The sequence below is a fragment of the Pseudomonas sp. ASL8 genome, from assembly GCF_056680355.1.
Genome location: NZ_CM155278.1, coordinates 1,980,959 through 1,999,901 on the forward strand (window position 1 = coordinate 1,980,959; position 18,943 = coordinate 1,999,901).

Genomic DNA, 18,943 nt, shown 5'->3' on the forward strand with positions numbered 1-18,943 from the left:
GGTGGTGCCCGTCATGCGCATTCGGCACTGCGTGAACGCGCCAGACAGGTTTGTGTCTGAGGAATATCCGGTTTGGCCGTGCAATAACGAGGACAGCGCAGGAAAAACACCTTCCAACGACTATCTGTCATTGCCCCGAAGCAGTGCCTGAGGGAAAATGCTCACCTTTTTTCCGATCCCATCCTTTCAGTTCCAGGAGATCAGCGATGCCCAGCCGTCGTGAGCGTGCCAACGCCATTCGTGCCCTCAGCATGGATGCCGTGCAAAAAGCCAACAGCGGCCATCCCGGTGCCCCTATGGGCATGGCGGATATCGCCGAGGTGCTTTGGCGTGATTACCTCAAACACAACCCGAGCAATCCATCGTTCGCCGACCGTGACCGCTTCATCATGTCCAACGGCCACGGTTCGATGCTGGTTTACTCGCTGCTGCACCTGACCGGTTACGACCTGTCCATCGACGACCTGAAAAATTTCCGCCAGTTGCACAGCCGTACGCCGGGTCACCCTGAATATGGCTACACCCCTGGCGTCGAGACCACCACCGGTCCTTTGGGGCAGGGGTTGGCCAATGCCGTCGGTTTTGCCATCGCTGAAAAAGTGCTGGCCGAACAGTTCAACCGTCCAGGTCACGACATCGTCGATCACCACACCTACGTGTTCCTGGGTGATGGCTGCATGATGGAAGGCATTTCCCACGAAGTCGGCTCGTTGGCCGGTACGCTGGGTCTGGGCAAACTGATCGCGTTCTACGATGACAACGGCATTTCCATCGATGGCGAAGTCGAAGGCTGGTTCACTGACGATACGCCAAAGCGTTTTGAAGCCTACAACTGGCAAGTGATCCGTAACGTCGACGGCCACGATGCCGAAGAAATCAAGATCGCCATCGAAACAGCACGTAAAAGCGCGCAACCCACGCTGATCTGCTGCAAGACCACCATTGGTTTCGGTTCGCCGAACAAGCAAGGCAAGGAAGACTGCCACGGCGCTCCACTGGGCGACGCGGAAATCGCGCTGACCCGTGCTGCGCTGAAATGGAATTACGGTCCTTTCGAAATTCCGGCGGATATCTACGCCGAGTGGAACGCCAAGGAATCGGGTCTTGCCGTGGAAGCCGAGTGGGACCAGCGTTTTGCTGCCTACTCCGCCATCTACCCAGAGCTGGCCAACGAATTGATCCGTCGCATGAGCGGCGAGCTGCCGGCTGATTTCGCTGAAAAAGCCACGGCCTACATCGCCGAAGTCGATGCCAAGGGCGAAACCATCGCCAGCCGTAAAGCCAGCCAGAACGCATTGAATGCCTTCGGTCCGCTGCTGCCTGAGTTCCTTGGCGGTTCGGCTGACCTGGCAGGCTCCAACCTGACTATCTGGAAAGGTTGCAAGAGCCTCACGGCTGAAGACTTCAGCGGTAACTACCTGCATTACGGTGTTCGTGAATTCGGCATGAGCGCGATCATGAACGGTATTGCACTGCACGGCGGTTTCGTACCGTACGGCGCGACCTTCCTGATTTTCATGGAATACGCGCGCAACGCAGTGCGCATGGCCTCGCTGATGAAACAGCGCGTGCTGTTCGTCTACACCCACGACTCCATAGGTCTGGGCGAAGACGGCCCGACGCACCAGCCAATCGAGCAACTGGCCAGCCTGCGTGGCACGCCGAACCTCGATACCTGGCGCCCGGCGGATGCCGTGGAATCGGCAGTGGCCTGGAAATATGCGATTGAGCGTAACGACGGCCCATCGGCCTTGGTGTTCTCTCGCCAGAACCTGACTCACCAATCCCGTGACGCGACGCAATTGGCGGATATCGCCCGTGGCGGCTACGTGCTGCGCGACTGTGTGGGTGAGCCTGAGCTGATCCTGATCTCCACGGGTTCCGAAGTGGGCCTGGCGGTATTGGCTTACGAGAAACTGACGGCACAAGGCCGTAATGTGCGCGTGGTTTCCATGCCCTGCACCAGCGTCTTTGACGCCCAGGACGCGATGTACAAGCAAACGGTTCTGCCGTTGCAAGTCAGCGCGCGTATTGCCATCGAAGCCGCTCACGCGGACTACTGGTACAAATACGTTGGTCTGGAAGGTCGGGTCATCGGCATGACCACCTTCGGCGAGTCGGCGCCTGCGCCTGCCTTGTTCGAAGAGTTCGGTTTCACCCTGGAAAACATCCTGGGTACGGCTGAAGAGCTGCTCGAAGACTAAGCAGTAATGCGTTCCCCTGTAGGAGCGCGCTTGCCCGCGATTGACTGCACAGCAGTCACACGATGTTGTCTTACATCTGAAGGCCGTTCCGGCCTTATCGCGTGCAAGCGCGCTCCTACAGGTTTCAACACCTGCCAGCGAGAACCCCATGCCTCAGCCACGTCTGTATAAAGTTGCACTCAACGGCTACGGCCGTATCGGTCGTTGTGTCTTGCGTGCGCTGTGTGAGCGAGGGGCGAAAGCCGGGTTTGAAGTGGTTGCATTGAACGATCTGGCCGACATAGCCAGCCTCGAATACCTCACGCGCTTCGATTCCACCCACGGTCGCTTTCCTGGCGAAGTGCGGGTCGAAGGCGAATACCTGTACCTCAACGGGCACGGCATCAAGGTGCTGCGCAGCGCAACGCCGGAAGGGATCGATTGGGCCGGACTGGGCGTTGATCTGGTGCTCGAATGCTCGGGCGCTTACAACACCCGGGAAGAGGGCCAGCGCTTTCTCGATGCGGGCGCACCGCGGGTGCTGTTCTCGCAGCCGATGGCCAGCGAAGCGGATGTCGACGCCACCATCGTGTATGGCATCAATCAGCAAAAGCTGACGGGCACCGAGTTGCTGGTGTCCAACGCCTCTTGCACCACCAATTGCAGCGTGCCGCTGTTGCGCTTGCTCGATCAGGCCATTGGTCTGGAATACATTTCGATCACCACCATCCACTCGGCGATGAACGACCAACCGGTGATCGACGCCTATCATCATGAAGACTTGCGTCGTACACGTTCGGCCTTTCAGTCGATCATTCCGGTGTCCACTGGTCTGGCGCGTGGCATTGAACGGCTTTTGCCGGAACTTGCCGGACGAATTCAGGCCAAAGCAGTGCGTGTGCCAACCGTTAACGTCTCTTGTCTCGATATCACGATGCAAACAGCACGTGATACCGATGCTGCCGAGATCAACCGGATACTTCGCGAGGCTGCCACCAGCGGCCCGTTGAAAGGGTTGCTGGCGTACACCGAATTGCCGCATGCCAGCTGTGATTTCAATCATGACCCTCATTCGGCGATTGTCGATGCCAGTCAGACACGCGTTTCCGGCCCTCGGCTGGTGAACCTGCTGGCCTGGTTCGACAACGAATGGGGTTTTGCCAATCGAATGCTCGACGTCGCCGATCACTATCTGCGCGTTGCTCACAAACAACAGTAAACCAGGGACCGCCTCATGACCGTGTTGAAGATGACCGACCTCGATCTGCAAGGTAAGCGTGTATTGATCCGTGAAGACCTCAACGTTCCGGTCAAGGACGGTGTGGTAACCAGCGATGCGCGGATTCTTGCTTCGCTGCCGACCATCAAACTGGCGCTGGAAAAGGGCGCAGCCGTTATGGTCTGCTCTCACCTGGGTCGTCCGACCGAGGGCGAGTTCTCTGCCGAGAACAGCCTTAAGCCGGTTGCCGACTACCTGAGCAAGGCGTTGGGTCGTGACGTGCCGCTGGTGGCTGACTACCTGAACGGTGTCGAGGTCAAGGCGGGCGACATCGTGCTGTTCGAGAACGTGCGCTTCAACAAGGGCGAGAAGAAAAACACCGACGAGCTCGCGCAAAAATACGCCGCCCTGTGCGATGTATTCGTGATGGACGCTTTCGGTACGGCTCACCGCGCCGAGGGCTCGACCCACGGCGTCAGCAAGTTCGCCAAAGTCGCTTGCGCCGGCCCGTTGCTGGCTGCCGAGCTGGATGCGTTGGGCAAGGCCCTTGGTGCTCCGGCCCAGCCAATGGCGGCTATCGTCGCGGGCTCCAAGGTTTCCACCAAGCTGGATGTGCTTAACAGCCTGAGCCAGATCTGCAACCAGTTGATCGTCGGTGGCGGCATCGCCAACACCTTCCTCGCAGCAGCCGGGCACAATGTCGGCAAATCGCTGTACGAGCCTGATCTGCTGGACACCGCACGTGCCATCGCCGCCAAAGTCAGCGTGCCGCTGCCGGTGGATGTGGTGGTGGCTAAGGAATTCGCCGAAAGCGCTGTGGCGACGGTCAAACTGATCGCCGATGTGGCCGACGACGACATGATTCTGGATATCGGTCCGCAAACTGCAGCGCATTTCGCCGACTTGTTGAAATCTTCGAAGACTATTCTGTGGAACGGTCCGGTTGGCGTGTTCGAGTTCGACCAATTCGGCGAAGGCACCAAGACGTTGGCCAAGGCCATTGCGGCCAGCGATGCATTTTCCATTGCGGGCGGTGGCGATACGCTGGCGGCCATCGATAAATATGGCGTTGCGGATCAAATCTCCTACATTTCTACCGGGGGTGGCGCTTTCCTTGAGTTCGTCGAAGGCAAAGTCCTGCCAGCGGTTGAAGTATTGGAGCAGCGGGCCAAGGCCTGAGCGTTCGGTGTGGGTGAAGGGGATTTACATGCTCAAGCGGTTACCGCTGTTTGTCATTGCCGGTCTGATGGCCGGGTGTGCCAGTGAGCCCGGCGCCGAAGACGCAAAAGCCGCGCCCAAGGCGCCTCGGGCAAGCTGCTACGAGGCTGACTGGCAGGCGGAAACCGTGCCGATCATCTACAAGCGCGGTGGTCCGGATGCACTGGACAAGTACGAGGTCACGCCTGCTGAGGTAAAGGCGGGCTGTCCTTGAGGCTTGGGGTGCGATTGAGCTTACGATGATTGCAATCAGGAACAAAACCGCCCCTGATCGACCGAAGTGATTGGCACCTGCCGAGCTTCATGGGGTGGCCAGGAGAAGTAATGAAAGGCTTAATCGCCCTTGCGACATTTGCAGTGCTGGGCGGATGCGCCAGTATGAATGCACCGGAACAACAGAGCGCATGGACCCGTTGGGTGTGTGACAGTCAGGCCGAAGTGCTATGGCATTTCACCGACAGCACCAAGACTCAAGTCGATGTTCGCCTGGGTGGCAAAGATCAGGTCTATCGTTTAAAGCCTGAGCCTGGCGCTTCCGGGGAGTTGTACAGCGACGGTGTGTTGGCGTTTCACATAAAGGGTGAGGAAGGCCTGGTGTACTGGGTCGCCACCAATGATTTGATCGGTCGCGCTTGCAAGGCTCCCTAGTTCGGCGCTGAGTATGTTTGCGACTGCCTGTTAAACGCGTTCGGCCATTGTCCGATGCGCAAAATTTGAATAGCAGCCGCCGTTAAGGCAGGCTTGCACGATTAACGACCCTACCGGGAGAGAGACCTAAAATGGCACTTATCAGCATGCGCCAGATGTTGGACCACGCAGCCGAGTTCGGCTACGGCGTCCCTGCTTTCAACGTCAACAACCTGGAACAGATGCGCGCCATTATGGAAGCGGCCGACAAGACCGATTCCCCGGTGATCGTTCAGGCTTCGGCCGGCGCGCGCAAATACGCCGGTGCTCCGTTCCTGCGTCACTTGATCCTCGCCGCAATCGAAGAGTTCCCGCACATCCCTGTGGTCATGCACCAGGATCACGGCACCAGCCCTGATATCTGCCAGCGCTCGATCCAGTTGGGTTTCAGCTCGGTCATGATGGACGGCTCCCTTGCAGAAGACGGCAAGACCCCGACTGATTACGAGTACAACGTGCGCGTGACCCAGCAAACCGTGGCCATGGCGCATGCCTGCGGCGTGTCGGTAGAAGGCGAGCTGGGCTGCCTGGGTTCCCTGGAAACCGGTATGGCTGGCGAAGAAGACGGCGTGGGTGCAGAAGGCGTGCTTGATCACAGCCAACTGTTGACCGACCCGGAAGAAGCCGCTGACTTCGTCAAAAGGACTCAGGTCGATGCCCTGGCTATCGCCATCGGTACCAGCCACGGCGCGTACAAGTTCACCAAGCCGCCTACCGGCGACACCTTGGCGATTGAACGCATCAAAGAAATCCACAAGCGCATCCCCAACACCCACTTGGTAATGCACGGTTCGTCTTCGGTTCCACAAGAATGGTTGAAAATCATCAACCAATACGGCGGCGATATTAAAGAGACCTACGGCGTGCCAGTCGAAGAAATCGTCGAAGGCATCAAGTACGGCGTGCGCAAGGTCAACATCGACACTGACCTGCGTCTGGCGTCCACCGGTGCGATGCGTCGCCTGATGGCCACCAACCCGAGCGAATTTGACCCACGTAAATTCTTCGGCGAAACCATCGTTGCCATGCGTGACATCTGCATCGCGCGTTACGAAGCGTTCGGTACTGCTGGCCAGGCATCGAAGATCAAGCCGATGTCGCTGGAAAAAATGTACCTGCGTTATGCCAAAGGCGAGTTGAACGCCAAGGTCAACTGAGTTTGAGTTGATCGAAAAAAACCCGCAGCGATGCGGGTTTTTTTGTGCCTCAAGTTACCTGTAGCAGCGCTGCATCTACCGTTGCAATACCAGAATGCGCGACAGCAGTTCATCCCGGTCTATATAGCAACCCTGGAAGTGCCGCGCACCGGTTGCCGGGTCGAACGCATTGCGGGCGTGAAGGGTGCGGCGGTTGTCGAAGCACCACATGTCGCCGGGGCTCAGTCGCGCACTCACCCGAAAGCGTGCTTCGCGGGTCATGGCGATAAAAAGTCGATAGGCCCGATACAGTGCGGGCATCTGCTCTGCGGGAGCGTCGAACGGGCCGCGCAGGAAGTTCGCCATGCGGACTTCACGGACCTGGCCCAAAGTGTCCAGTGCAATGATCGGCGCGAGGCACCGGTAGTCGCTGTGGCGATCCTTGTTGCGAAACTCCACCGGAATCTCGCACAAACTACGAAACGCCTCCGGGTCTTCATGGCGCAGGGCATCGGCAATCGCGAAGCCATCGACGAACACACTTTCGCCGCCGACCGCATCATTCACCAGACAATGCAGAAACTGCAGCCCCGGTTGCAGCTCGCGGGTCGGCAGGTCGCTGTGCAACGGCAGATTGAAAGCGGTGTAGGCGTTGCTGTCGGCATCGGCTTTTGATTGCACGTTGAACAGCACGCCAAAATTACTCTCGCGGATAAACGAAATCCGCTTGGCGATCCCGGCCAATGAGCCCGGCTCCGTGGGCACGCCGCGCACCTGCGTCAGCCCGATATCACGCAACGCCAGCAGCCACTGAAGCAGCGCCTTCGGGTCCTCCATGATCGCGTGGTATTCGAACACCGGCAGTTGCAGGTTGGCGGTCCACAGTTGGCTTTTTGGTTTAGCCTCGAACCGCTCGGCGCGCGACGCCTCGTCGTAAGCATGGGCGCGCAGCCAGCCAGGATCAAAACGACTTTGATGGCCGTCCTGCCACTCCACACACAGGCAGCCCTGGACGTCGATCAGACGGGTGGTGGGCGCCAGGTCTTCAGCGACATCGACGATTTCCAGCACCTGCTCACGGGTCACGCTGTACACGCATTCAGGGCACGGGCAGTTGTCCCGCAGCCATTGATGATGAAAGGGGCTGAGCCGGCCATCGGCCCATTGCACGTGCAACCTGTCCGCCAAGGGTTGTACGGCGGTCAACGCGCTGATCAACGGGTAATTGCGAAAGTCGGCGACGGCGGGAGTGTTAATGGCGATCTCCTTTTTATGCGTGCAGGGATAGGCTCTTGGGTCAGACGGGCAAACCAATCACGCGGCCGATGTAGGTGGGCCGCGGCAGGTCTTTTTGGGTTTCGACCAAGGCCAGCAGGGTGTTCAATACTGGCTCGCTAAACGGTGCCGAGCGTGGGCCCGCCAGGTCGACGTGCAACAGCATTTGCTCGTTGGCGGCCAAGGGTTCGTCGCTGTCGGGTGTGTGCAGGCTTTGGTAGAGGTGCACGCGTTTACGGTCGTGGCCGATGACTTGAGTACGGACTTCGACCTCTTCGCCCTGCTTCACTTCATGCAGATAATTGAGATGGCATTCGAGGGTGAACAACGAGTGACCGCTGGCTTCGCGGTTATCACTGTCCAGGCCCAAATGGTCCATGAAAGCGTCTGTGGCGTAGCTGAAAATCAGCAGATAGAACGCATCGCGCAGATGCCCGTTGTAATCGACCCAGTCAGCGAGGACCGGGGTTTTGTAGGTGGTGAGTGTCGGCATGGCAGTCTCATCAATTTTTATCTGGAATGACCCCTTGTAGGAGCGGGCTTGCCCGCGATGCAGTCAGCGCGGTGTGTCAGGCAAGTCGCTATCGCGGGCAAGCCCGCTCCTACAGGCTTATCGGCTACTCGCTAAACGCCATTCCATGCTTGGCTTTGGTGGTTTTCACCGCTTCAAGCACGGCCAGCAGGCAGTCATCGCGATAGCGTTCCAGGGCCGAGATACTGTGGCTGCCGAGCTGGTCGGTGGTGCCGTCGACCACATCGTCGATCAGCTTGTCGGTCAGTTCGGGTGCTGGCAAATATGTCCACGGCAGTTGCAGTGCCGGGCCGAATTGCGCCATGAAATGGCGCATGCCCGCATCGCCGCCTGCCAGGGTGTAGGTCAGGAAGGTGCCCATGAACGACCAGCGCAGGCCTGCGCCAAAGCGGATCGCATCGTCGATTTCGCCGGTCGTGGCCACCCCGTCGTTGACCAGGTGCAAGGCCTCGCGCCACAGCGCTTCGAGCAGACGGTCGGCGATAAAGCCCGGCACTTCCTTGCGCACATGCAACGGGCGCATGCCCAGTGACTCATACACCTTGATCGCCGCTTGTACGGCTTCGGGTGCCGTGTGCTTGCCGCCGACGACTTCAACCAGTGGCAGCAGGTAAACCGGGTTGAACGGGTGACCGACCACGCAGCGTTCAGGGTGGATGGCGCTTTCGTAGAATTCGCTGGGCAACAGGCCGGAAGTGCTGGAGCCGATCAAGGCATTGGGCTTGGCTGCGGCGCTGATCTTGCTGTGCAGGTCCAGCTTCAGGTCGAGACGCTCCGGGGCGCTTTCCTGGATGAAGTCAGCATCACGCACACATTCTTCGATGGTCGCGACAAAGCGCAGGCGATCTTGCGACGCACCGGGTGCCAGGCTCTGTTTTTCCAGGGCGGACCAGGCATTGGCCACGCGTTTGCGCAGGGCCGCCTCAGCGCCGGGTGCCGGGTCCCAGGCGATCACGTCCAGGCCGTGAGCCAGTGCGCGGGAAACCCAACCGCTGCCGATAACACCGCTGCCGAGCGCGGCGAAGATTTTGATGTCAGTGATAAAAGTCATCGCTACTTCCTGAATAGAAATCTGTAGATGATTCTGTGGGAGCGAATTCATTCGCGAAGGCGGTGTGTCAGGCACTGACGATGTTGGATGTGCCGACGTCTTCGCGGATAAATCCGCTCCTACAATGGAGATCAGCCGCGCTTTTTGAGGCCCATCTTGACCCGGCCTTCGGCAGGGGTCAGAACCCGGGCGCCCAGGTGGCTGAGGATTTCCGAGGCGCGTTCGACCAGTGCGCCATTGCTGGCCAGCACGCCGCGATCAAGCCAGATGTTGTCTTCCAGACCCACACGCACGTTGCCGCCGAGCAGCACGGCCTGGGCTGCCATCGGCATCTGCATGCGACCGATACCAAAGGCTGCCCACACGGCGTTTTCAGGCAGGTTATCGACCATGGCTTTCATGGTGGTGGTGTCAGCGGGTGCGCCCCACGGGATGCCCATGCATAGCTGGAACAGTGGGTCGTCGAGCAGACCTTCCTTGATCATCTGCTTGGCGAACCACAGGTGACCGGTGTCGAAAATTTCCAGTTCGGCTTTCACGCCCAGCGCTTGAATGCGTTTGGCGCCAGCGCGCAGTTGGGCTGGAGTGGACACGTAGATGGTGTCGCCATCGCCAAAGTTCAGGGTGCCGCAATCGAGGGTGCAGATTTCTGGCAGCAGTGCTTCGACGTGTGCCAGGCGGCTCAGCGGGCCGATCAGGTCGGTGTTCGGACCGAACTCCATGGGGTTCTCGCCCGCGCCAATCTCCAGGTCGCCACCCATGCCGGCGGTGAGGTTGACGATGATATCGACGTCGGCTTCGCGAATGCGCTCCATCACTTCGCGGTACAGGGCCACGTCGCGGCTGAACTTGCCGGTTTCCGGGTTGCGTACGTGGCAATGAACCACGGTCGCGCCGGCTTTGGCCGCTTCAACGGCGGCGGCGGCGATTTGTTTGGGAGTGACCGGGACCAGATGGCTCTTCCCGGTAGTGTCGCCAGCACCGGTCAGTGCGCAGGTGATGATGACGTCATGGTTCATTTCAGGTTCCTTACAGGCGAATTTTAGGGTGTGGCAATCCCGTCCGCAGCCCGTTCAGGCTGCGGATCGGTGGTTCGGATACGCTACGGGTTGCTGCTCAGCTTCAGGTTTTCAGCGGCATCTTTGCCGTCAAAGGTTTTCACCCCGGCGAGCCAGCGCTTGAGGTCTTGCGGATGGTCTTTGAGCCATTGCCGGGCTGACTCAAGCGCGTCTTTGTGGTCGAGCAACGGCTGCATCATCCGGCTCTCGTCTTCAGCGGTAAAACTCAGGTTGGTCAGCAGCTTGTCGACGTTCGGGCAACGCTGGGCGTAATCCGGTGCGGTAACGGTCCAGACTTTGGCCTCGCCTTCATTCGGGCCGAGGGCGTTATCGCTGCCCGTGAGGTAGGTCATCTTCTGGTTGACGTTCATGGGGTGCGGCGCCCACCCGAAGAACACGATGGCTTCGTTGCGATTGACCGCACGGGTGACGGCCGACAGCATCCCGGCTTCACCTGACTCCACCAACTGGAAATCGCCGAGGCCAAACTGGTTCTTGGCGATCATTTCCTTGATTTGGGTGTTGGCGCCTGAGCCGGGCTCGATGCCGTAGATTTTGCCGCCCAGTTCTTTCTTGAATTTGGCGATGTCGGCAAAGGTTTTCAGGCCCTTGTCGGCGAGGTAGGTCGGAACGGCGAGGGTCGCGCGAGCGTCTTTGAGGCTGGGTTCAGGCAGAATGCGCACCTGATTTTGCTTCACGAACGGGGTGATGGTCTGGGTCATCAACGGGTCCCAGTAGCCGAGGAACATGTCCAGGCGCTGGTCGCGGATGCCGGCGAAGATGATTTGCTGTGAGGCGCTGGTCTGTTTGGTCTTGTAGCCCAGGCCATCGAGCAAGACTTGGGTCATGGCGCTGGTAGCCATAACGTCGGTCCAGTTGACCACGCCGAGGCGTACGTTCTGACAGGTTGCCGCTTCAGCTGCACTGGCGCTGTTGGCGATGAAGGTGGTACCGGTGAGTGCCAGCAAACAACAGCTGATCAGTCGTTTCATGATGGATTCCCTCGGCAGTCGTTATTGTGGGGTTCCGACGTCTGCGCGCCGTGATGCAACGTTACGCAGCCGCAGCCCCCGGAAAACGCACAGCGGCGACGCGCTCTTGCACAGTAGCGACCTGTTCCCTTGCTGTCCTCATTCAACTGGCGTATGTGGTGAGTGATGCTGACCCCGCGAGTACCGCCGATGTCCCAGGACTATTACTTTTTGCTCATGCCCGGGTTCTCGGTGATGGGCTTCGTCTCGGCCGTCGAGCCGTTGCGCGTCGCCAATCGCTTCGGCGGCGAGCTGTATCGCTGGCATGTGCTGAGTGTCGATGGCGGGGCGGTGGTTGCCAGTAATGGCATGTCGGTCAATGCCGATGCCGCGCTGGAGCCGCTGAAAAAAGGCACGACGTTGTGGGTGGTGGCGGGTTTTGAACCCTTGAAGTTCTGTACCCCAGCGCTGGAGCAGTGGCTGCGTCGACTCGATCACGAAGGCGTGACCCTTGGTGGCATCGACACCGGCAGCTTTATCCTGGCGCAGGCAGGCCTGCTCGACGGCCATCGCCTGACCCTGCATTGGGAGGCGTTGGGGGCGTTCAAGGAGTCTTATCCACAGTTGGCCGTGACTCAGGAGTTGTTCGAAATCGACCGTCGCCGCATCACGTCCGCAGGCGGCACGGCGTCCATCGACATGATGCTCGACCTGATCGGCCAGGCCCACGGGCCGGAACTGGCGATTCAGGTCTCCGAACAGTTCGTGCTCGGCCGGATTCGCCCACGTAAAGACCACCAACGCATGCAGATCGCCACGCGTTACGGCATCAACAACAAAAAGCTGGTGCAGGTCATCGGCGAAATGGAACAACACACCGAACCACCGCTCAGCACCCTGGACCTGGCCGACGGGATTCAAGTGACCCGCCGTCAGCTAGAGCGACTGTTTCGCCTGCATTTGAAAGACACACCGAGCAATTTCTATCTCGGGCTGCGCCTGGAGAAGGCGCGACAACTGCTGCGCCAGACCGACATGAGTGTGCTGGAAGTCAGCCTGGCCTGCGGCTTCGAATCGCCGTCGTACTTCACCCGCAGTTACCGCGTACGGTTTACGCGCTGCCCGAGAGAGGATCGACAGCAGTCGAAAGCGTGATCTGGCGGGTCCGGCTTTTCCGCAGGTAAGTCGGCTCTTGCAGGAATACGCTTTCTACAGCAGTCGCCGTTAAGCCCGCAAATAAAGCACTCAAGAAGGTCTGTTAACCGTTCGGCTTACTGAAATACGACCCATAATCTATACATGGAACCGACGCTTAATATTTTTGCGGGTGGGGCTGCACTGATTCGCATTGAACATAGATAAAAAACAGAACCGATGCATGTTGGATAGGCTGAGCGGTGAGTGGAGTAAGTTGTAGGTGTTATGTTTGGTTCGTGTTCGTATGATTAATTGGTTTTTTCTTGAGTTATTTATCGTTTTCAAGAGCGTAATGTGTGTCAGTGCTTTTGTATCGAAGTTTAAATATGTACTTGGCTCTTTTTTCGTGCATTGTCTTCCAGTTTGTATTGGGTATTTTTGGTTTTGGTCGCTTTAGTAAGGATGTTATAAAAACCGCTTCGTTATCGTTTAGTATCTTGCTTTCGGATTCGGCATGCAGTGCGCGAATAGTTGCTTTGTAACCAATTAGTCCTTCACCAAAGTATGCATATTTAAGGTAAGAGTAGGCGATGTCGTCTTTGGTGTGGTTTATGGCTATAAAAACTGCTATTGAAATCTCTTCTAGCTTTCTTGTTACAGAAAGCTCTTTTTGAAGAGTGCACGTCCTAACATACTGCTGCTCAATTGTGCTGGCACCTTCTAAACGGCCGTGAAGTAGTGTTTTTTTTATTGCCCTAGCTATACCTATGGGATCTATGCCCCAGTGATTTCTGAAACGGTGATCTTCCGACATCTCTAAAGCCTTTATCAATATCGCGACATTGGTTTCGAAAGTGCACCTGGATATTTTCGCTGCTGTTATCAGGTAATAAACGCGACTTTTCTTACTCGCTAAAAAAATTAATAACGCTAGGGGGATGACCAGTAATGCGGTGATTGCAGAGATGATTTTTACGAAGATCTTCTTGTCCAAATGACTACTCCAAGCTGGTTCGCAATGGTTGAAGAAAATCTACCGCTTAAGTCATCTTTTTTCCTGCAGCTGAATATTATATGGTAGGTGGATGAACGCCTTTTTTCTCCTTGTTCACTTATATGAATGGAGATTCTGTCCGGAGAAAAATAACGTTTTTCAATGTGGCCTGAAATTTCAGCTAAGGATCTATGAGCACCGACATAATCACGGCCAACTCCGCCCAAGGTGAGTTCGTGAATTTTTTCGGCACTACCATATAATTTATTTCCATCGCGCGCAATCAATACCAAGTATCTAACCATCATGCCTTTAAATGGATTGTAAGCGCTACTTAAGGTCGTTTGTTCAAATATCCACGAGCCGTCCATGTCCTTATAACGAAAGAATTTCTCCTTAATTAAAAAGAAGACTAATGCTAATAGCCCCCCTCCAATTACTGTGGCTAGAACATCTGATAGGAAAGTCTCAAAGCTCATGAGTTTATCATCCTGATATTTACATATTTCTGCGTTTGGGACGTTTAATTTGATAATTCAAAATCACAATAATGGCTATATAGTATCATTTTGACCTATTCCAGCCATCCTGTTTTTGCGGCTTTGAATTGCCATCGTGTTTCACCCGTAGGTACCTCGCACGGTTCACGCGCTGCCTGAGAGAGGATCGACAGCAGTCGAAAGCTTGAAAAATTTACCTGTAGGAGTGCAGTCTCGGCTTCGACAGCCGCGCTGTCGCGCAGCAAGTTGGGGCTCCATTCTGCCCGGCGGGCGTAGGAGCTGACTTGTCTGCGATAAGGTCGGAACGACCTTCCGACGGTAGTAAATTCACTATTTTTGCTAGCGCTTCGGTCGGACGCGACCCGGCTAGATCGCAGACAAGTCAGCTCCTACAGGGGATCAGCGTTTGGCCGAAAAATTAATGACATTTATTCTTTAATTAGATATTGGTTTTTTGATAAGCGCGTTTGCAACTATGCGTCCCGCCGTGATGGCCGCATGTCAGACGCCGAAGGTTCTGCGGGTCGGACGTGACCCCAGCCGTATCGCGGGCAAGCGCGCTCCTGTGACGTCAGGTGCGGCTTCACTCCATCCCGATCGACTGTAAATACTCCGACCGTTGATCGTTCATCTGCGAGAAGCAATCGTTTTGCCCGATTTCGAGGGTCTGGCTGCCTTTTTCGCTCAGGAAGGTTTGTACCGTGCAGTCAGCCTCGCGCAGTTTGGTCCAGATCTGTTGGGCATTTTTTATTTTTGCGAGGTAGTCGTTCAGTTGCGCCGGGTGGTTGGCGTACTGAGAGCTGATCCGGTCGACCAGGTCTTTATAAGCGTTATCCAGCTCGTGCTGGGAGGTGGTTTTGTTGAAGGCCGAGCACTCGAAGCTCTGCTGGGTGGTTTCCACGTTGTCGCAGGGGGTGCTGTCTTCGGCTTGAGCGCCGGTTGCCAGCACTGCCAGCACCAATAACATTGACCTCATTTGCGACATCCTCGCCGGTTGTTCGGAGCAATCGCCAGAGATTTTCCTCCAGGCGCCGCGTAAAGAACAGAGGCCCAATGGTCTATCTAAGCAGGTGGCGCTGACCCTTTGTCGTTTCTTGACGCTTTCGGCAAACCCCCTGTCGTTTTTGCACCCGGCTCGCTCAACCCTCAGGCATATGCTGGCCCCAAAGCGCCGGCAGACGATTCGGCGCATGAATCACCCAGAGGGGACAGCCTGATGAGCCCAGCCGAATTGCACGCCGACAGCATCGTTATTGACGGGCTGATCATTGCCAAGTGGAACCGTGAACTGTTCGAAGACATGCGCAAAGGTGGCCTGACCGCCGCTAACTGCACCGTGTCGGTGTGGGAAGGTTTCCAGGCGACCATCAACAGCATCTGCACCAGCCAGAAGCTGATGCGTGAAAACAGTGACCTGGTCATCCCCGTGCGTACCACGGCGGATATCCGCAAGGCCAAGGAGCAAGGCAAGACCGGCATCCTCTTCGGTTTCCAGAACGCCCACGCTTATGAAGACCAGATCGGCTACGTCGAGATCTTCAAGCAGCTCGGCGTTGGCATCGTGCAGATGTGCTACAACACGCAAAACCTGGTCGGCACAGGCTGTTACGAACGCGACGGCGGCCTGTCGGGCTTCGGTCGCGAGATCGTTGCCGAAATGAACCGCGTCGGCGTCATGTGCGACCTGTCTCACGTGGGCTCGAAAACCTCCGAAGAAGTCATCCTAGAATCGAAAAAACCGGTCTGCTACTCGCACTGCCTGCCGTCCGGCTTGAAAGAACATCCGCGCAACAAGTCTGATGAAGAGCTGAAGTTCATCGCTGACCACGGCGGTTTCGTTGGCGTGACCATGTTCGCGCCGTTCCTCGCCAAGGGCATCGATTCGACCATCGACGACTACGCCGAAGCCATCGAATACGTGATGAACATTGTCGGTGAAGACGCCATCGGTATTGGCACTGACTTCACGCAGGGTCACGGTCAGGACTTCTTCGAATACCTGACCCACGACAAGGGCTACGCGCGTCGTCTGACCAGCTTCGGCAAGATCATCAACCCGCTGGGTATTCGTACCGTGGGTGAGTTCCCCAACCTGACCGAAACCCTGCTCAAACGCGGCCACCCCGAGCGCGTCGTGCGCAAAATCATGGGCGAGAACTGGGTGAACGTTCTCAAGGATGTTTGGGGCGAGTAACGCTCACACCGTATCTGCATTGAATAGCTGACCCCACTGCCATCCGCGCAGTGGGCGCAACCCGAATTTCTGGAGTGTTACCCCATGGCTAAAATCGCCCCGCAACTGCCTATCGAAGTCGACAGCGAAACCGGTGTCTGGACGTCTGATGCGTTGCCGATGCTCTACGTGCCACGTCACTTTTTCGTCAACAACCACATGGGCATCGAAGAAGTGTTGGGCGCTGACGCCTACGCCGAAATTCTCTACAAGGCGGGTTACAAATCGGCCTGGCACTGGTGCGAGAAAGAAGCTGAATGCCACGGCCTGGAAGGCGTCGCGGTGTTTGAGCACTACATGAAGCGTTTGTCGCAACGTGGCTGGGGTCTGTTCAAAATCGAAGCCATCGACCTGGAAAAAGGCACCGCCAGCATCCGCCTGGAACACTCGTGCTTCGTCTATGTGTACGGCAAGGTCGGGCGCAAGGTCGATTACATGTTCACCGGTTGGTTCGCGGGTGCCATGGATCAAATCCTGGCCGCCAAAGGCAGTCCGATCCGCACTGTGGCCGAGCAGGTTTACGGTGGTTCTGAAGAGGGCCACGACGATGGCCTGTTCATCGTCAAGCCGTTGTAAGTCGAGGTTTCCGTCATGGCTTTCGAAGCAATGTTCCAGCCCATCCAGATCGGCAAACTGACCATCCGCAACCGCGTTCTCAGTACCGCGCACGCCGAGGTTTATGCCACCGATGGCGGCATGACCACTGATCGGTACGTGAAGTATTACGAGGAGAAAGCCAAGGGCGGCATCGGCCTGGCCATTTGTGGCGGGTCCTCCAGCGTGGCCATCGACAGCCCGCAAGGCTGGTGGAAATCGGTCAACCTGGCCACCGACAATATCATCCCGCACTTCCAGAATCTGGCGGATGCCATGCACAAGCATGGCGCCAAGATCATGATTCAGATTACTCACATGGGTCGTCGTTCGCGTTGGGACGGCGACCATTGGCCGACCCTGCTTTCACCGTCAGGCATTCGTGAACCGGTACACCGCGCGACCTGCAAAACCATCGAGCCGGAAGAGATCTGGCGCGTGATCGGCAACTACGCCAGCGCTGCCGGACGGGCCAAGGCTGGCGGTCTGGATGGCGTCGAACTGTCCGCCGTGCACCAGCACATGATCGATCAGTTCTGGAGCCCTCGGGTTAACAAACGCACCGATGAATGGGGCGGTAGTTTCGAAAACCGCATGCGTTTCGGTCTGGAAGTGCTCAAGGCTGTGCGTAAGGAAGTCGGTCCGGATTTCTGCGTCGGTATTCGTCTGTGCGGCGACGAATTCCATCCCGATGGCCTGAGCCATGAGGACATGAAGCAGATCGCCAAGTATTACGACGACACCGGCATGCTCGACTTTATCGGTGTAGTCGGTTCGGGGTGCGACACCCACAACACCCTGGCCAACGTTATCCCCAACATGAGTTATCCACCGGAGCCGTTCCTGCATTTGGCCGCCGGTATCAAAGAAGTGGTCAAGGCCCCGGTCCTGCACGCGCAGAACATTAAGGACCCGAACCAGGCAACACGGATTCTGGAAGGCGGGTATGTCGACATGGTCGGCATGACCCGCGCGCACATCGCTGACCCGCACCTGATCGCCAAGATCAAGATGGGCCAGGTCGATCAGATCAAGCAATGCGTGGGTGCCAACTACTGCATCGACCGTCAATACCAAGGGCTGGATGTGCTGTGCATCCAGAACGCCGCGACCTCCCGTGAATACATGGGCGTGCCGCACATCATCGAAAAATCCACCGGCGTGAAACGCAAAGTGGTGGTGGTCGGTGCCGGTCCTGCAGGCCTGGAAGCCGCACGCGTGGCTGCCGAGCGTGGGCATGACGTGACCTTGTTCGAGAAAAAAGACGTGCTCGGCGGGCAGATCACTACTGCATCGAAAGCGCCGCAGCGCGATCAGATCGCCGGCATCACCCGCTGGTTCCAGCTGGAATTGGCACGCTTGAAAGTCGACGTGCGTCTGGGAACAGCAGCCGACCCTGCAACCATCCTGGACCTGCGTCCGGATGTGGTGGTGCTGGCAAACGGCGGTCACCCGTTCCTGGAACAGAATGAACATTGGGGCGCGGATGAAGGCCTGGTGGTCAGCAGCTGGGACATCCTCGACGGCAAAGTTGCACCAGGCAAGAACGTGCTGGTCTACGACACCATCTGTGAGTTCACCGGGATGTCGGTTGCCGACTTCCTTGCGGACAAAGGCAGTCAGGTCGAGATCGTCACTGACGACATCAAGCCGGGCGTGGCTATCGGCGGAACATCGTTCCCTACGTACTACCGCAGCATGTACCCCAAAGAAGTGATCATGACCGGCGACTTGATGCTGGAGAAGGTCTATCGCGAGGGCGACAAGCTGGTCGCGGTGCTGGAGAACGAGTACACCGGCGCCAAAGAGGAGCGGGTGATCGACCAAGTGGTGATCGAGAACGGCGTGCGTCCAGACGAAGAAATCTACTACGCGCTGAAAGAGGCCTCGCGCAACAAGGGCCAGATCGACATCGAAGCGTTGTTCGCTATCCAGCCGCAACCTTCGTTGAGTCAGCCGGGCGAGGGTTACTTGCTGTTCCGCATCGGCGACTGCGTGGCCCAGCGCAACATCCATGCGGCGATCTACGACGCATTGCGGTTGTGTAAAGACTTTTAAGGGAACCCTGTAGGAGCGCGCTTGCCCGCGATAAGGCCGGAACGGCCTTCAAATGTTATCGGGTAAACGATTTTTGTGGCCGCTTCGGTCGAGCGCG

General features: G+C 57.3%; 18 protein-coding genes. 10 read left to right on the forward strand and 8 right to left on the reverse strand.

Features of this window, described 5'->3' with window-relative positions:
• The first annotated feature begins 206 nt into the window (after positions 1-206).
• The 6 genes from tkt to fba all read left to right on the forward strand — a co-directional run bounded on the left by tkt (position 207) and on the right by fba (position 6,464).
• Positions 207-2,204: a transketolase gene (tkt, locus tag AC1MEA_RS08990; RefSeq protein WP_449633848.1), complete on the forward strand. Its 1,998-nt coding sequence runs from the start codon at positions 207-209 to the stop codon at positions 2,202-2,204.
• 148 nt (positions 2,205-2,352) lie between these two features.
• On the forward strand, positions 2,353-3,402 hold the full coding sequence (gene epd, locus AC1MEA_RS08995; protein WP_480917465.1) for an erythrose-4-phosphate dehydrogenase: 1,050 nt from the start codon (positions 2,353-2,355) through the stop codon (positions 3,400-3,402).
• A 15-nt stretch (positions 3,403-3,417) separates the two neighbouring features.
• Positions 3,418-4,581 (forward strand): phosphoglycerate kinase, encoded by a 1,164-nt coding sequence (locus AC1MEA_RS09000; RefSeq protein ID WP_449633850.1) that lies wholly within the window; start codon positions 3,418-3,420, stop codon positions 4,579-4,581.
• Positions 4,582-4,609: 28 nt separating this feature from the next.
• A complete protein-coding gene (locus AC1MEA_RS09005) occupies positions 4,610-4,834 on the forward strand; it encodes a hypothetical protein (protein WP_219064021.1) in 225 nt (74 codons plus the stop codon).
• A 110-nt stretch (positions 4,835-4,944) separates the two neighbouring features.
• On the forward strand, positions 4,945-5,268 hold the full coding sequence (locus tag AC1MEA_RS09010) for an MliC family protein (protein WP_219064022.1): 324 nt from the start codon (positions 4,945-4,947) through the stop codon (positions 5,266-5,268).
• A 131-nt stretch (positions 5,269-5,399) separates the two neighbouring features.
• Entirely contained in the window at positions 5,400-6,464 is a 1,065-nt protein-coding gene (gene fba / locus AC1MEA_RS09015; RefSeq protein WP_219064023.1) for a class II fructose-bisphosphate aldolase, read from the forward strand.
• Positions 6,465-6,539: 75 nt separating this feature from the next.
• Here fba and AC1MEA_RS09020 read toward each other — a convergent pair whose 3' ends face one another.
• The 5 genes from AC1MEA_RS09020 to choX form a co-directional block, all read right to left on the reverse strand.
• Complete coding sequence (locus AC1MEA_RS09020) at positions 6,540-7,700, reverse strand: gamma-butyrobetaine dioxygenase (RefSeq protein WP_480918116.1); 1,161 nt, start codon at positions 7,698-7,700, stop codon at positions 6,540-6,542.
• 40 nt (positions 7,701-7,740) lie between these two features.
• A complete protein-coding gene (locus AC1MEA_RS09025) occupies positions 7,741-8,211 on the reverse strand; it encodes a thioesterase family protein (protein ID WP_480917468.1) in 471 nt (156 codons plus the stop codon).
• A 124-nt stretch (positions 8,212-8,335) separates the two neighbouring features.
• The gene (locus tag AC1MEA_RS09030) at positions 8,336-9,301 is read right to left on the reverse strand and encodes an L-carnitine dehydrogenase (protein ID WP_480917469.1); all 966 of its coding nucleotides are present in this window, start codon (positions 9,299-9,301) and stop codon (positions 8,336-8,338) included.
• A gap of 131 nt (positions 9,302-9,432) precedes the next feature.
• Positions 9,433-10,320, reverse strand: coding sequence for a 3-dehydrocarnitine:acetyl-CoA trimethylamine transferase CdhC (gene cdhC / locus AC1MEA_RS09035; RefSeq protein ID WP_480917471.1), 888 nt, complete (start codon positions 10,318-10,320; stop codon positions 9,433-9,435).
• Between the two features lie 83 nt (positions 10,321-10,403).
• Positions 10,404-11,351 carry a choline ABC transporter substrate-binding protein gene (choX, locus tag AC1MEA_RS09040; protein WP_219064027.1) on the reverse strand — a complete coding sequence of 316 codons (948 nt, stop codon included), beginning with the start codon at positions 11,349-11,351 and terminating at the stop codon, positions 10,404-10,406.
• A gap of 189 nt (positions 11,352-11,540) precedes the next feature.
• Between choX and AC1MEA_RS09045 the strand changes: the two genes are divergently transcribed.
• Positions 11,541-12,485, forward strand: coding sequence for a GlxA family transcriptional regulator (locus AC1MEA_RS09045; protein WP_480918117.1), 945 nt, complete (start codon positions 11,541-11,543; stop codon positions 12,483-12,485).
• Positions 12,486-12,795: 310 nt separating this feature from the next.
• On the opposite strand, the gene AC1MEA_RS09050 is transcribed toward AC1MEA_RS09045, so the two are convergent.
• The 3 genes from AC1MEA_RS09050 to AC1MEA_RS09060 all read right to left on the reverse strand — a co-directional run bounded on the left by AC1MEA_RS09050 (position 12,796) and on the right by AC1MEA_RS09060 (position 14,937).
• Positions 12,796-13,461 (reverse strand): biosynthetic peptidoglycan transglycosylase, encoded by a 666-nt coding sequence (locus tag AC1MEA_RS09050; RefSeq protein WP_480917473.1) that lies wholly within the window; start codon positions 13,459-13,461, stop codon positions 12,796-12,798.
• Complete coding sequence (locus tag AC1MEA_RS09055) at positions 13,440-13,940, reverse strand: hypothetical protein (RefSeq protein ID WP_480917475.1); 501 nt, start codon at positions 13,938-13,940, stop codon at positions 13,440-13,442. The genes AC1MEA_RS09050 and AC1MEA_RS09055 overlap by 22 nt, the downstream gene beginning before the upstream one ends.
• Positions 13,941-14,544: 604 nt before the next feature.
• Entirely contained in the window at positions 14,545-14,937 is a 393-nt protein-coding gene (locus AC1MEA_RS09060; RefSeq protein WP_480917477.1) for a lysozyme inhibitor LprI family protein, read from the reverse strand.
• Between the two features lie 240 nt (positions 14,938-15,177).
• On the opposite strand from AC1MEA_RS09060, the gene AC1MEA_RS09065 reads away from it, so the two are divergent.
• The 3 genes from AC1MEA_RS09065 (at position 15,178) to dgcA (ending at position 18,846) form a co-directional block, all read left to right on the forward strand.
• Positions 15,178-16,155 (forward strand): dipeptidase, encoded by a 978-nt coding sequence (locus AC1MEA_RS09065; protein ID WP_219064029.1) that lies wholly within the window; start codon positions 15,178-15,180, stop codon positions 16,153-16,155.
• Between the two features lie 84 nt (positions 16,156-16,239).
• Positions 16,240-16,770 carry a DUF5943 domain-containing protein gene (locus AC1MEA_RS09070; RefSeq protein ID WP_219064030.1) on the forward strand — a complete coding sequence of 177 codons (531 nt, stop codon included), beginning with the start codon at positions 16,240-16,242 and terminating at the stop codon, positions 16,768-16,770.
• Positions 16,771-16,785: 15 nt separating this feature from the next.
• A complete protein-coding gene (dgcA, locus tag AC1MEA_RS09075; protein ID WP_219064031.1) occupies positions 16,786-18,846 on the forward strand; it encodes a dimethylglycine demethylation protein DgcA in 2,061 nt (686 codons plus the stop codon).
• Positions 18,847-18,943 lie beyond the last annotated feature (97 nt).